The organism is Catenuloplanes japonicus, assembly GCF_000717135.1.
In the GTDB taxonomy this organism is placed as follows: Bacteria; Actinomycetota; Actinomycetes; order Mycobacteriales; family Micromonosporaceae; genus Catenuloplanes; species Catenuloplanes japonicus.
Window position 1 is genome coordinate 32,753 of the sequence record NZ_JNXY01000037.1, and the last position, 14,042, is coordinate 46,794.

The following is a 14,042-nucleotide window of genomic DNA, read 5'->3' on the forward strand; positions in this document are numbered from 1 at the left end:
GGGGGGTGGCGCCGGGTGGACCGGCCGCTTTCGGGGGGTGGGGGGTGCGAGCGGCCCACCCGGCGCCAAGGGGGCGGGGTTATGTCTATGAGGGCCACCGCATGGCGATTGGCCATCCGCATTCTTGCCCCAGGCCCGGCCGGAACGAAACCCCGGACCGGGCCTGTTGGCTTTTTGTCGGGAATCCGACAAGCAAAACGGGCACCCTTTCACGCCGTCAGGCGTTAAGGGCCACTGGTCGGTCGGTTTTCAGCCGCGAACCGCGTCGATCGCCTCGGCCAGACGGCGGACGCCCTCGTCGATCTGGTCGGCCGTCACCGCCGAGAAGGCGAGGCGCAGCGAGTGCTGACCGCCCTCCAGCAGGAAGTCGGTGCCCTTCACGACCGCCACGCCGCGCTCGGCAGCGGCCGGCAGCAGCTTGTCCACGAACACGTCCTCCGGCAGGTCGATCCAGAGGAAGTAGCCGCCGTCCGGCTCGGTGAACCGCACGCCGGGGATGCGCGCGCGCAGCGACTCGGCCAGCACCCGGGCCCGCTCGCCCAGCGCCGCGCTCACGGTCGCGATCGAGCGGTCGATGTCGCCGGACACGCAGAACTGGTGCACGATCGCCTCGGACACCATGCCGGGCGAGATGTAGAGGTTCGTGGCGCGCTTCGCGATGTCCGCGATCAGCTTCGCCGGGCCGACCAGGTATCCGACGCGCACGCCGGGGCAGACCGTCTTGGTGAAGCTGGACGCGTGCACGACCACGCCGTCCGTGTCCATCGACAGCATCGACGGCAGCGCGTCGCCCCGGAAGCGGATGTCCGCGTACGGGTCGTCCTCGAAGATCGTGAACCCGTACTCCTTGGCCAGCGCCAGCAGCTCGCGGCGGCGCTCCAGGGAGAGCGTCACGCCGGCCGGGTTCTGGTAGTTCGGGATGATGTGGGCGAGCGTCGGGCGCACGCCGGACTCCAGCAGCGTGCGCAGCTCGGCGGTGTCGACACCGTCCGCGTCCAGCGTCACCTGGTGCACCTTGCCGCCCAGGTTCTGCAGGTTGAGCAGCGTCCGGTCGTAGGTCGGCTTCTCCACCACGACGGCGTCGCCGGCCTTGACCAGGTGGTCGAAGAGGAACGCGTCCGCCTGGAGGGAACCGTTCGTGATCAGCACCTGCTCCGGCGTGACGCCGTGCTTCTCCGCGATCCAGGTGCGGAGCGGGAGGTACCCGACCGAGGTGCCGTAGGCGGTGATGCCGGCCGGGTCGGCGTCGAACGCGCGTACCGCCGCGGCCTTGAGGCCCTCGATGTCCACGATGTCCAGGGAGGGGGCGCCACGGGCGAATGAGATCAGCTGCTCAGCGGTCATGCGCTACAGGATACGAGCAGGCCCGGGTCATACCCCACACCCGTTCCCGCCAGGTGAAAGGCCGGTGAAAAGTCCGTAAGACAACCGGTTGCGGGCGGCGCCGGCCGCAGAAAACGGCCGGCGCCGGCCGTACCCTCACAAGGTTTTCAATGCCTTTTCCCGCGCCCAGACGCGCATGATGTCGCGGACCGAGATCACGCCCAGCACCTCGCCGCCCTCCAGCACGACCAGGTGGCGGAAGCCGCCGCGGGCCATCGCGAGCGCGGCCTCCTCCAGCGTCCAGTCCGGACCCGCGTAGACGACGTCCCAGGTCAGGTGCGCTGCGGTGCGTTCGACGTCCGGATCCAGTCCGGCGCCGATCGCGCGGAGCAGATCTCGCTCCGTCATGATCCCCACGCCGTCGGCGTCCGGGTCGAGCACGACGGCGGATCCGGTGCCGCGGGCGGCCATCATCCGGGCCGCCTGGCGGAGAGTGTGGTCGGGGCCCACGGTGAGGACCTCAGCGGACATGGCTTCGCGAACGTGCATGGCGCATCTCCTTCGACACGGCTTGCTGTTCGTTCCTGACCTGCTCAAAACATGGTCGCCACATCACATGTGGGACGGCAAGGGCTCCGTGTTCCGCTAATGTCTCGGTCGTGACTTCGCCCACCGGCCGGTCGGCCGCTGACCCGCTGCTCTGCGTCGGCGCGCTGATCGTCGACGACGACGGGCGGATCTTCGTGCAGCGCCGGTCACCGGACCGCCGGCTGTTCCCGGACACGTGGGACATCGCCGGCGGCCACGTCGAGGCGGACGAGAGCCTGGAGGAGACGCTGCACCGCGAGGTGCGCGAGGAGACCGGCTGGATCCTGTCGCACGTGCTCGGCACGGTCGGCGAGCACACCTGGAAGGGTGACGACGGGCTCTACCGGCTGGAGACCGACTTCCTGTGCCGGGTGGACGGCGACCTGTCCCGGCCGCGGCTGGAGGCCGGCAAGCACACCGAGTTCGTCTGGATCACCGAGGCCGAGCTCGACCTGCTGGACGAGAACCGCGACGGCGACGACACGATTCGCCGGATCGTCACGGACGGCTTCACGATGCTGCGGATGTTCGGCTTTTAGACCTTTTTGTGGCGGTCGGTCGTTGATGCGGGTATGTGTGCCAACGACATGCGCGGTCTCGTGCTCGCGGCCGGCGCCGGACGCCGCCTGCGCCCCTGGACGGACGACCTGCCCAAGGCGCTGGTCCCGGTGGACGGCGACACCACGATCCTGGACATCGCGCTGTCCAACCTCGCGCAGGCCGGGCTGACGTCGGTCACCGTGGTGGTGGGCTACCGCGCCTCCGCCGTGGCGGACCGGGTGCAAGATCTTCAAAATCGCCATGGGGTACGACTGACGCTGGTGCACAACGACCGGGCTGAGGAGTGGAACAACGCGTACTCGCTGTGGCTGGCCCGTGATCATTTCGCCGGGGGCGCGCTGCTGGTCAACGGCGACACCGTGCACCCGGTCAGCGTGGAGAAGACGCTGCTGGCCTCGCGCGGTCCCGGCATCCTGCTCGCCGTCGACTCCGCCAAGGAGCTGGCCGACGAGGAGATGAAGACCCTCTTCACGCCGGACGGACGGCTCAGCCGGATCACCAAGCAGATGGACCCGGCCTCGGCGCACGGCGAGTACATCGGGCTCACGCTGATCGAGCCGGCCGCCGCGACCGGGCTCGCCGACTGCCTGGAGGCGGTCTGGCGGCGCGACCCGAACCTCTACTACGAGGACGGCTTCCAGGAGTACGCCGACCGGGGCGGCGCGATCCGGGCCGCGGACATCGGCGACGTCCCGTGGGTCGAGGTGGACAACCACGACGACCTGGCGCGGGCCCGGACCATCGCATGCCGCTACTAGCGCGCACGATCCTCACCCCGCTGCACGTCGACGTGCGGCGCGGCGCCGTGGCCGACCTCGGCCGGATCCTCGCGGACGGGCGGATATCCGCGGGCGGCGACGTGGCCGTGGTCGTCGGGCACGGCGTGGGCGCGCGCGTCGCGGACCTGATCCGGCCCAGCCTCGGCGCCGCGGACATCTTCACGGTCGCGGGCGGCACGCTGGACAGCGCGAACGAGCTGGCCGCGAAGCTGCGGGCCCGGTCGTACGACGCGGTGGTCGGCATCGGCGGCGGCGCCACGCTGGACACCGCCAAGTACGCGGCCACCCGGTACGGCATACCGATGGTCTCGGTCGCCACCAGCCTCGCCAACGACGGCATCGGCTCCCCGGTCGCCAGCCTGGTCAACGACGGGATGAAGGGGTCGTACGGCGTCCACATCCCGATCGCGGTCATCGTCGACCTGGACTTCGTCGAGGCCGGGCCGTCCCGCTACAACCGCGGCGGCATCGGCGACGTGCTCAGCAACCTCAGCGCGCTCGCGGACTGGGAGCTGGCCCGCGACGTCCGCGGCGAACCGGTCGACGGCCTGGCCGCGTCGCTGGCCCGGATGGGCGCGGAAGCGCTGCTCAGCCACCCCGGTGACATGAGCGGCGACGGCTTCGTCACGGTGCTCGCGGAAGGGCTGATCGCCAGCGGGCTCGCCATGGCCGTCTCCGGCTCCAGCCGGCCGTGCAGCGGCGGCTGCCACGAGATCATGCACGCGGTCGACGTGCTCAACCCCGGGACCGGCTCGCACGGCGAACTGGCCGGCATGGGCGCGCTGTTCTGCACGTTCCTGCGCGGCGACGAGTACCGGTTCCGGCAGATGTCCGCCTGCCTGGCCCGGCACGAGCTGCACCGTACCCACCGGGATTTCGGCCTGTCGGACGAGGAGTTCGCGGACGTGGTCGCGTTCGCGCCGCGTACGCGCCCCGACAGATACACGATCATCGAACACCTGGACCTGGGTCCGAGGGAGATTCGCGCGCGGCTGGCAGACTACGTTGATGCAGTCCAGCGCTCCTGAACACCAGCCGGCCGAGTCCGACTTCTACCGCGTCAACCGCGGCGGCGGCCTCTACAGCGAGGCGATCAGTCAGCGCCTCGGCGCCAAGCTCGCGCTCTTCGGGTACCGCAAGAAGCTCGCGCCGACCACGCTGACCATCTTCAACCTGGGCATCAGCGCGGTCGTCTCCGCGCTGGTCATCGCGACCGCCGGCCCGGTCGCCGCCGGCGAGGTGCCCGGCTTCGTCATCGGCCTGATCGCGCTGGCCGGCTGGCAACTGGCCTACGCGTTCGACTGCGCGGACGGCCAGCTCGCCCGCGTCACCGGCCAGACCAGCCCCGACGGGGCCCGCGTCGACGTGCTCTGCGACGTGGCCGGCCAGATCGCGCTGGTCGCCGCGCTGTCCGCCACCGCGGTCGCGCAGGAGCCGGAGACGCCGGCGTGGCTGATCGCGCTCTTCGCCGGCGGCTGGATGGTCAACCTGATCACGTCCGTGATGGCCACCGGCCCGAACCCGGTCAGCATGCTCAACTCCACCACGCTCCCGATCCGGATCGTCAAGCTGATCCGCGACTACGGCGCCATCATCGCCGTGGCCGGCATCGTCCTGACCGTCGCCCCCATCGCCATGATCTGGTTCATCGGCGCCTTCACCCTCGTCAACGGCGCCTTCCTCCTCACCAGCATCGCCTTCAGCGCCCGCACCGCCCTCCGCGACTGACGTTTCACCCGCCGGGGGCACATCCGTGCCCCCACGCGCGTCCCGTCGTGTCGTACGGTCGCCCGGTAACCGCTGCGGGCGATCGGCTGGAGGTGGCACACGCCTTGCACGCGAATGTTCATCAGGGCCTGCACGGCGAGGGATTCATCCATGCGCTCGCCTGCGCCGCGGGTTACACCACCACAAAGATGAACCTCGACCTCGACGGCGTCGACTGGCAAATCGCCCAGGCCGGGCCCCGGGGAACTGTCCGCTCGCCGAAGATCGAGTGCCAGGTCAAAGCAAAGTCAAAACCCGATCTTCAAGACGATTCCTATCGGGTACGGCTTGAGGTGGGAGGATATAACAAGATCGCTGGTGAGGGCTTTCAGATTCCCCGTTTCCTGTTCATGGTCACCGTTCCCGACAAGGTCAGCGACTATGCCGTCTGCACTCATGAGGCCATGCGGCTCGGAACAGCGGGATACTGGCTGCAGATGGGCGACAAGCCGGTCGCGCCCGCCGGGGACGAGGACCCGAAGAGCATCGTTCTGCACGTGCCGAGACGAAATCTGCTGACCGCGGACAGCCTCGGCGCATTGCTCGCCGGAGACCTGGAGGGAGCGACGTCATGATCGACGCACAGGTGACCGATCGCCGGGCTCTGGCCGCACGCTCACCCAGCGAGCTGGCCCTCTATCTGCGCTCCCGTAACTGGCAGATCCGCGAGCGTGACACCTTCGGCGCCTACTGGGTGCTCCTGGTCGACGGCGAGGAGTTCGAGGCGCTGCAGCCCAGCGATTCCGGCCTCCGCGATTACAGCGCCCGGGTGCTCGACATTCTGCGCGTGTTGTCCGTCGTCGAGGAACGTTCCGAGCTCGACGTGCTGCGGGACATCTCCAACGTCTCCATGGACGTGCACAGCGTGCGCACCTTCCCGGTCGACAGCCCGCCCGGGATGATCGGGCTGGACGACGGGGTGCAAGCCCTGGAGAGTGTCCGAAACCTAGTCATGGCGGCTGCGTACTCCGTGCGCAGTGAGCAGCAGAAGGCCGTCCAGCCCGCCCGCAAGCCGGCCGAGGTGCTCAGGTTTCTCCGTGACGTCCGCATCGGCCCGAGCACGGAGGGAAGCTACGTCCTCAACGTGCACACGCCTGTGCCGCCTCTGTTGGCCGCCGGTCGGACGGTGCTGATCGTGGACGGCTTCGACGAGGTGACTGAGCCCTTCGAACGCAGAGTCGCGCTGCGCCTCTACGATGCCGTCGCTGCTGCGGGCAACGCCGCGAACGAGGCACTCGTGAGCGACGACGGGCTCGATGCCTTCACTGCGGCCGTACGACACGGGATCAGCGCGAACCTGTGCGAGGCGCTGGTAGGGATCGGCGGTGGGTCCGGGCATCCTTTCGAGATCTCCCTCTCGCTTGCGGCATCCCGTCCGCTGCCCGGCAGGCGACTGCCTGCGGTGCGTTTCCGGCATGATCACCTGCCGGTGCTGGCCGCTGCCGCCCAGGAGCTGAGAGAACGCGTCGCGGAAGACAGCGTGACCATCGTCGGCAACGTGGTACGGCTGCACCGTGAGGGGGCCGGCTCGGGCGAGATAAGCATCGCCGGCACTGTCGAGGGCGATGACCGCTTGCGCCGGTTCTGGATGGACCTGCCCGAGAGCGACTACCTTCAGGCCACCCGGGCGCACGAACAGATGCTCGGCGTCTCGGTCCGCGGAGACCTGCTACGTCGCGGCACCCGGCTCTATCTGAGGAGCCCGGCCGCCTTCCAGGTCTTCCCGGAAGGCGACGCGGACTGACCTCGCCGTCATGAGGCAGGCGAGAGGCGGGCTTCGGTAAGAATGATGATTCCTGTAGGCGCCGAGCACTGGACGCGGATCGTCAACACGTCTCCGCCTTCAAGATCCGCAACCAGATACTGCGGCTCGGCCATGGTCGCAGATTTCTGCGCGCCTGTCTCTCGTGTGGTCATCGTGCCGTCGCGCTGCCGCGTGTCGACCGAGATGGTGACGTGACTGGCAGACTGCCGGTCGGATTCGACCTCGTAGTAGGGGCGGACCACAGCGTTGACGCTCACATAGCGCCGGCTCAGGGCATAGGACACCTCGCGTACCGCATCGCCGGTGGAGTTCGACGGACATGCGATGGCTAGAGCGTGCCCGTAACCCGCCGCGTCCTTCAGCGGCCGAGGAAGCTCACTGACCAGTGCTTCGCCCTTTTCGGGCGAGAGTGAATCGAGGTAGACGGGTGCATCAGTCCCCGTGGCCCGCCCCGGCGTTCGGGCAACATCTGCGGACGATGTCAGGGCCGAGGTCGTTACAGGCCGCGGAGTCGGTGACATCGATCCATTGAGTTCGTCCCGCACCTGCACGTAGGCGAAATAGGTGCCCGCCACTGCGACGGCAAGGCTCACCAATCCGACTACCAGTTGGCCGAAGCTCAGCTTTCGATCGGCATTCCATCGCTGGTCCGTTCCGGGTGAAGAGGTCATTGTTTGCTCACCTAACAGGCTGGTTCGATCATCCGATACGAGATACGAGCCGACCAAACAGCAGTAGACAACTGCCCGAATACGCTCCATCACAAAGCTTTCAGCAGCAGCTTTCTCCCTGAGAATAGATCCGGCGTCACCGCCACAAATCGACGGCCCAGACACAAGACCGACGCCAACCAATTGATCAATTCACCCTTTAGGAGAAGGCCACATGTCCGGATCACCGAACTCTCCGATCGGGCAGCCGACAATGAGCGCGGACGGTTTCCCGGGGCCACCCGAACAGCCGACGCATTCCGGGACCAACGGACGCCAGGCGCACCGACGACGAGGAGGCGCTCTCCCGCTTGTGATCAGCGCGGTCGCGCTGCTGGTCTCACTGGCTTCGCTGGTCGGCACTGTGCGGGCACTGGACCAGGCGAACTATGCCCGAACCCTGGCGCACACAGCTCAAAGTGGACAAATCTCCGCCTCCGCGCCACCGCCAGCGACCAGGCCCGGCGACACGGCAGGGCCCGATCCGTCAGCACCCGCAACCACGAATCCCGCTCCACCTATCGAGCCACCATCAACCGCGGCACCATCACTGAATCCAGAAACCCGCTACAACATCAAATATGAAAAAGAGATTCTCGATCTCCAGTGGCCAGGCGGATGCGCTTCGGAGGCCTATGTCGATCTTGATGAACCGCGCGTGATCGTCAGACAGAGTCCAGGCGCTGACCTCAAGCTCAGCAGATGCGGCAACGCGCCCACGCCGTATTTCAAGCTACAGGGTGATTCGCAAGCTGCATTGCTTTCTTCGGCGGGCGCCACGCCACAGGAGTGCGCGGAGCGTATTCAAAAAGGGCCCGTCCTTCCCGAATCGGAGATCCCGGCGCGACAAGGTCAAATCTTCTGCCTACTCACCGGCTTTGCCGCAGCTCAGCAGACCGGCGACACCCGCAAGATGGTCCGGGCCGAGATCACGAGTGTGGCCACGAACGAACGAATCAGCATCGAGGTCACTGCCTGGATCATTCCGTGACCGGTCAGGCGCGGACCGGGACGATGGCGGAGGAGCCGAGGAGGCGGCCGTTGTCGGCGAAGGCGTCGGCGCGGAGGTAGGCGGGGTTGTTGGTGACGGTGAGGGCGGTCTCGAAGCCGGTGCGTTCGCCCTCGGCGACGACGCCGAGCGTGCCGGGTTGGCGGCCGGCGCGAATCTGCCAGGTCTCGATCTCGGTGGCGCCGTTCCAGCTGGCGTAGGCGACGAGTTTGCCGGCCTCGCGGCGCAGGCCGACGGCGGGCTGGTCGGCGGGCTCGGCGGCCCAGGTGGCGCGGGACGCGCGGTAGGACTGGCTGTCGGAGGGCAGGCGGCCGTCGAACAGGACGGTGCCGTCGTCGGCGAACTCGGTGAAGTACGGCAGCTCGCCCCAGCCGACGAACGAGCGGCCCTCCGGACGCTCCTCCATGCTGCCCTGCGTGGCCGAGGAGAGGCGGCGCGGGTGGATGTACTCCCGGACCAGCGTGGCGGTCTTCGCCTCCTCGTCGAGCTTCAGGATCAGGCCGCGGGACCGGTCGTGCTCCTTGGTGAGGCCGGACGCGTTGTCGAAGAGGCTGATCGTGCCGTCGGCGCGCCGCCGGGCGTCGTGCTGCCAGGAGAAGGCCGCGGCCGCCGGGAGCGTGAAGTCGCTCTTGCGGCCGCCGAGGCGCCAGATGATGTCGCCGGCGGTCCGGTCGATCTTGTAGATCGTCCAGGTGTGCCGGGCGGAGATCAGCAGGTTGCCGTCGGTGTCCTCGGCGACGGAGGTGGCGTGGAAGAAGTCGTACGGCAGCTGCGCCGTGTCCCCGGTCGGCAGCGGCGCGAACGACTCGGAGTACGGCACGTGGTCGCTGGCCTTCCATTCGAAGACCAGCTCGCCGGTGGCGATGTCGACCTCCTGGAGCACGCCGTCGTGCAGCGCGCCCGCGGCGGGGCCGCCGACCGGGGTGAGGTTCGCGGAGACCGGGCGGTGGACCCAGAACAGCGCGGTGCCCCGGCTGGTGATCTTCAGGTCGTGCTGGTCGGCCTGGGTGACGCCGTCCGCGCGGATGCGGGTGACCTCGCGGTAGCGGTTGTCGAAGATGACGAACTCGCCCTGTCCTATGCCGACGCCGCCGGTCGCGTCGATCGTCCCCTCCCACCAGGTCAGCACCGGCTTATCCTGATATTTCTGGACTTTTAGGTCGGTGGCTACGGCGGCGGGCTCCGGGACCGGGCGGAACCAGACCGGCACGCCGGACGTGTCCACGATCAGGGTGCCGAACTGGCCCTTGCCCTGCGCCGGCGTCAGGAACACGTGGCCGCCCGACGGGTCGGACGCGGGCGTGGAGACGACCACGCGCTGGACGTGCAGGTCGGGCCGGGAGATGAAGTTGAGCAGATTGTCCGCGCCGCCGGCCTCGGAGCCGCGGTTCGCCTCCCGGGCCGAGTCCGCGCCGATGACGAAGCCGACGCCGCACCCCGCCAGGCCCGCGGCCGCGAGACCGCCGCCCGCGATCAGGAGCTGACGGCGCGACCACCGGCGCGGCGGGTCGGGCAGGTTGTCCGGCATCGCGCTGATGGGGGAAGGGGGGATCATCGTTCGCTCTCCGTCACGCGTCGCGGCATCGCGACCTACTTACCGAGAAGGTCGTCGTACACGTCGAGCAGGCGGCCGGTCACCACCTGCGGATGGAACATCGACTCGTACCGGGCCCGCGCCGCCGCGGACAACGCGGCCGCACCGTCCCGGGCGCGAGGCAGCGCGGCGGACAGCTCCCCCGCGTCCGCACGCACCACCCATCCAGCATCCCCGACAAGGTACGGAATGCCACCGAGCGCGGTGCCGAGCACCGGCCGTCCCGCGGCCAGCGCCTCGATCGTCACCGTCGGCAGCACATCGTGCCAGGTCGAGACCACCATGACCACCGCGGAGCGGCGCAACGCCGCGCGCACGCCGTCCCGGTCCAGCACGCCGAGGTACTCCACATCGGCACGTTCCGCGGCCACGGCCTCGACCGCCGGGCGCAGTTCGCCGTCGCCGGCGATCCGCAGCGGGCCGAGCGCGCCGTCCGGATGCCGCCGCCACGCGTCCAGCAGCAGGCCGAGGCCCTTCTCCGGGGACAGGCGGGCCAGGTAGAGGAAGCCGTCGCCGGGCGGGGCGGGCGGGCCCGGGTCGGGCACCGCGTTCGGCTTGACCACGATGTGCGCGGGCGGCACGCCGTACCCCTGGAGATGCTCTTGAATTGTGGTCGTCAGCGCGATGAAGCGGTCGACGGAACGCCAGGTGGGTCGGTGCACGGTGAGCGCGGTCGCCATGATCGCGCTCTGCGCCCGGGAGCCCCGGTAGCAGCCGTGCACGATCGCCGGCACGGGGAACGCGCGGCCACGGCAGTCCGTGCAGATGCGGCCGTCGCGGAAGAACAGGCCGGGCGCGCAGACCTGGCGGTAGTTGTGCACGGTCTGCACGACCGGGACCCCGTGCCGGTGCGCGGTGCGGACGATCCAGGGCGAGATCAGGGGGTACGGGTTGTGCAGGTGCACGACGTCCGGGCGATGTGTACGCAGCGCGTCGGCGAGGTCACGCTGAGGGGCGTAGATCGGTGAGATCGGCAGCAGCGCCTTCCGGCCCGGCGACATCGCGGGGATCTCGTCCGAGCTGCGGAGAAACGGGACCACCTCGACGCCCGCCTCGGACAGCTGCGCCATTTCCTGAGCGACGATCGTGTTCTCGCCGGACGGCATGGCGTCGCGGTAACGATTGTGCGCGACCAGGACCTTCATAGGTCTAAGAAGCTACCGTTTGAGACGTGCCAGAGTTACCGGAGGTGGAAGCGCTCGCCGCGTACCTTCGCGAGCGCGCGGTCGGCCGCACCGTCGACCGCCTGGAGATCGTCGCGATCAGTGCGCTGAAGACGTACGACCCGCCGCCGTCCGCGGTGGCCGGTCTGGAGATAACGGCCGCGGGCCGGCACGGCAAGTTCCTGGACGTGACGTTCGGCGAAGAGATTCACCTGGTCACGCACCTTGCGCGGGCCGGTTGGCTGCACTATCGGGACGCGTTCCCGACCGCCGCGCCGCTGAAGCCGGGCAAGGGCCCGATCGCGGTCCGGGTGCGGCTGGACGACGGCTCCGGCTTCGATCTGACCGAGGCCGGCACGAAGAAGAGCCTGGCCGCCTACCTGGTCCGTGATCCGTCCGAGGTCCCGGGCGTGTCCCGGCTCGGCCCGGACGCGCTCGCGGTCGACCTTGCGACGTTCACCGCGCGGATCACCAGCCGGCGCGGGCAGGTCAAGGGCGTGCTCACCGACCAGGAGATCCTGGCCGGGATCGGCAACGCGTACTCGGACGAGATCCTGCACGTGGCGAAGCTGTCGCCGTTCGCGCTGACCAACAAGCTCTCGGCCGAGCAGATCGGCCGGCTGTTCGAGGCGATGCGCGCGGTGGAGACGGACGCGGTCACCCGGTCGGTGGGCCAGCGGGCCGCGGAGCTGAAGGGCGAGAAGCGCTCGGGCTTCCGCGTGCACGCCCGGACCGGGTTACCGTGCCCGGTCTGCGGCGACACGGTGCGTGAGGTCTCGTTCGCGGACACCAGCCTGCAGTACTGCCCGACCTGTCAGACCGGCGGAAAGCCGCTCGCTGATCGACGACTTTCCCGGATCGTGCGATAAATCTCCACAGTAATCGCTCACACCCTCAGCGTGACCTGCACGGACTCCCCAGCACCCCGGAGATGAACAATGCGGTCTCAACCATGAAGCAAGCGTCTCGCCGTCCTTTCGCACCGAGCCTCCGCCGGTATAGTGTCCCGGTCTCACGTACCGAAGCGCGGAAACACCGGCCCTCAGGCCGGTGCCGGTTTCCCGGACCGAGCGACGGAGCGTAATGTCTGCCGGGTCACCGCTACGCCCGAGGAGACATGGGAAACTGATGCGGTGGGCTTCCCACAGCCCGGATGGCGGGTGGGGAGCACCTGCCCCGCGGGAGGACGTAGGTGAGGTGACGACGAGCCTCCAACGCCCGGTCGTCAAAACAGGCCGGAGCAACAGCGTGCCCCAGTACGACGAGTTCGAGATTCAACCGGCCCCGCCGGAGCGTCCCACCAACGGTGTGCCGCGTTCCGCCTGGTCACGGGCGAAGCGCACGGTCTCCCGGTGGCACCGCCCGTACACGGTCCTGTTGCTCCTTCTCGACTTCGGCGCCGCGGCACTTGCCAGCCTGATCGCCATCTCGCTCTTCGAGCAGGCGATCTCGGGCTTCCAGAACCGGGACAACGGCGAGCCGTGGTTCCAGGCCGTGGCGTACATCCTGTTGCCGGTCGGCTGGCTGATCGTGTTGTGGGCCAACGGCGCCTACGACCGTCGCTATCTCGGTCTCGGCACCGATGAGTTCAAACGGGTGACCCGGGCTTCGGTGACGGTCGCGGCCAGCGTTTCCTTCATCGCGTTCGCCACGAAGACGGACCTGTCCCGTCTCTCCGTGGCCACCGCGCTGATCGGCGCCACGGTCCTGATCGTCCTCGCGCGGTACCTGGCGCGACTCGTGCTGCACATGTCCCGCCGCCGGTTCGGCGCGGCCGCCCAGCGCATGGTGCTGCTCGGCACGCTGCCGGAGACGCTCGAGGTCTACACCGCGGTCACCCGCAGCCCGGCCGCCGGCCTGGTGCCGGTCGCGATCCACCTGACCGACGGCTACGCCGCCGCGAAGGGCCTGGAGACGCCGGTCCCGGTGCACGCCGGCAAGGACGTGCTGGCGCTGGTCCGCGAGGTCGGCGCCGACACGATCGCGTTCTGCGGCTCGGCCAGCGCGGAGCCGGGCGAGCTGCGCCGGCTGGCCTGGCAGCTGGAGGGCACCGGCATCGACCTGGTGGTGGCGCCGCAGCTGACCGACGTGGCCGGCCCGCGCGTGCACATCCGGCCGATCGAGGGCCTGCCGCTGCTGCACGTCGAGGAGCCGACCATCTCCGGCCTCGGCTGGCTGGTCAAGAACGTGATGGACCGCGTCGCGGCCGGCCTCGGCCTGGTCCTGCTGTCGCCGGTGCTGCTGGCGATCGCGATCGCGATCAAGATCTCCGACCCGGGCCCGGCGTTCTTCCGGCAGTCGCGGGTGGGCCACGAGGGCAAGACGTTCAAGGTCTGGAAGTTCCGGACCATGTACGTCGACGCCGAGGACCGGCTCGCCTCGATGAAGGACATGAACGAGACGGACGGCCTGCTCTTCAAGGTCAAGAACGACCCGCGCATCTTCCCGGCCGGCCGGTTCCTGCGGGCCAGCTCGCTGGACGAGCTGGCGCAGCTGATCAACGTGCTGACCGGCGAGATGTCGCTGGTCGGCCCGCGCCCGCTGCCCGCGGACGACGGCGACTTCCTCGGCGACGTGCGGCGGCGGCTGCTGGTCCGGCCCGGCATCACCGGGCTGTGGCAGGTCTCCGGTCGCTCGGACCTCTCCTGGGACGAGGCGGTCCGGCTGGACCTCTACTACGTGGACAACTGGTCGCTGGCGTACGACCTGAGCATCCTGTGGCGCACGATCGGCGTCGTGCTCGCCCGCAAGGGCGCCTACTAGCAGCGCTGATCCGGGGGCCG

At 69.0% G+C, this 14,042-nt stretch carries 14 protein-coding genes; 9 read left to right on the plus strand and 5 right to left on the minus strand.

Annotated features, from left to right (window positions below):
* Positions 1-249 precede the first annotated feature (249 nt).
* Complete coding sequence (locus tag OP04_RS40535) at positions 250-1,344, minus strand: aminotransferase-like domain-containing protein (RefSeq protein ID WP_033345317.1); 1,095 nt, start codon at positions 1,342-1,344, stop codon at positions 250-252.
* Between the two features lie 135 nt (positions 1,345-1,479).
* Positions 1,480-1,872, minus strand: a complete 393-nt coding sequence (locus OP04_RS40540; protein WP_033345318.1) for a CBS domain-containing protein — start codon at positions 1,870-1,872, stop codon at positions 1,480-1,482.
* Positions 1,873-1,982: 110 nt separating this feature from the next.
* Here OP04_RS40540 and OP04_RS40545 point away from each other — a divergent pair, with 110 nt between their 5' ends.
* The 6 genes from OP04_RS40545 (at position 1,983) to OP04_RS40570 (ending at position 6,762) form a co-directional block, all read left to right on the plus strand.
* On the plus strand, positions 1,983-2,450 hold the full coding sequence (locus tag OP04_RS40545) for an NUDIX hydrolase (RefSeq protein ID WP_033345319.1): 468 nt from the start codon (positions 1,983-1,985) through the stop codon (positions 2,448-2,450).
* A 48-nt stretch (positions 2,451-2,498) separates the two neighbouring features.
* Entirely contained in the window at positions 2,499-3,230 is a 732-nt protein-coding gene (locus OP04_RS40550; protein WP_033345406.1) for a phosphocholine cytidylyltransferase family protein, read from the plus strand.
* Positions 3,218-4,279: an iron-containing alcohol dehydrogenase family protein gene (locus tag OP04_RS40555; RefSeq protein ID WP_033345320.1), complete on the plus strand. Its 1,062-nt coding sequence runs from the start codon at positions 3,218-3,220 to the stop codon at positions 4,277-4,279. The genes OP04_RS40550 and OP04_RS40555 overlap by 13 nt, the downstream gene beginning before the upstream one ends.
* Positions 4,260-4,979, plus strand: coding sequence for a CDP-alcohol phosphatidyltransferase family protein (locus OP04_RS40560; RefSeq protein ID WP_033345321.1), 720 nt, complete (start codon positions 4,260-4,262; stop codon positions 4,977-4,979). The genes OP04_RS40555 and OP04_RS40560 overlap by 20 nt, the downstream gene beginning before the upstream one ends.
* Positions 4,980-5,083: 104 nt before the next feature.
* Entirely contained in the window at positions 5,084-5,593 is a 510-nt protein-coding gene (locus OP04_RS40565) for a DUF4365 domain-containing protein (RefSeq protein ID WP_033345407.1), read from the plus strand.
* Complete coding sequence (locus OP04_RS40570; RefSeq protein ID WP_033345322.1) at positions 5,590-6,762, plus strand: hypothetical protein; 1,173 nt, start codon at positions 5,590-5,592, stop codon at positions 6,760-6,762. Before OP04_RS40565 ends, OP04_RS40570 begins: the two co-directional genes overlap by 4 nt.
* Before the next feature lie 8 nt (positions 6,763-6,770).
* Here OP04_RS40570 and OP04_RS54055 read toward each other — a convergent pair whose 3' ends face one another.
* Positions 6,771-7,454 (minus strand): hypothetical protein, encoded by a 684-nt coding sequence (locus OP04_RS54055; RefSeq protein ID WP_157241025.1) that lies wholly within the window; start codon positions 7,452-7,454, stop codon positions 6,771-6,773.
* A 352-nt stretch (positions 7,455-7,806) separates the two neighbouring features.
* On the opposite strand from OP04_RS54055, the gene OP04_RS54060 reads away from it, so the two are divergent.
* Positions 7,807-8,484 (plus strand): hypothetical protein, encoded by a 678-nt coding sequence (locus OP04_RS54060; RefSeq protein WP_157241027.1) that lies wholly within the window; start codon positions 7,807-7,809, stop codon positions 8,482-8,484.
* Between the two features lie 4 nt (positions 8,485-8,488).
* Here OP04_RS54060 and OP04_RS40580 read toward each other — a convergent pair whose 3' ends face one another.
* Positions 8,489-10,057 carry an arylsulfotransferase family protein gene (locus OP04_RS40580; protein ID WP_232323924.1) on the minus strand — a complete coding sequence of 523 codons (1,569 nt, stop codon included), beginning with the start codon at positions 10,055-10,057 and terminating at the stop codon, positions 8,489-8,491.
* A gap of 35 nt (positions 10,058-10,092) precedes the next feature.
* The gene (locus tag OP04_RS40585) at positions 10,093-11,241 is read right to left on the minus strand and encodes a glycosyltransferase family 4 protein (RefSeq protein ID WP_033345324.1); all 1,149 of its coding nucleotides are present in this window, start codon (positions 11,239-11,241) and stop codon (positions 10,093-10,095) included.
* Between the two features lie 26 nt (positions 11,242-11,267).
* Between OP04_RS40585 and OP04_RS40590 the strand changes: the two genes are divergently transcribed.
* Positions 11,268-12,128 (plus strand): Fpg/Nei family DNA glycosylase, encoded by an 861-nt coding sequence (locus tag OP04_RS40590; RefSeq protein ID WP_033345325.1) that lies wholly within the window; start codon positions 11,268-11,270, stop codon positions 12,126-12,128.
* Between the two features lie 259 nt (positions 12,129-12,387).
* Positions 12,388-14,022 carry a sugar transferase gene (locus OP04_RS40595; protein WP_051799834.1) on the plus strand — a complete coding sequence of 545 codons (1,635 nt, stop codon included), beginning with the start codon at positions 12,388-12,390 and terminating at the stop codon, positions 14,020-14,022.
* The last annotated feature ends 20 nt before the right edge of the window (positions 14,023-14,042 follow it).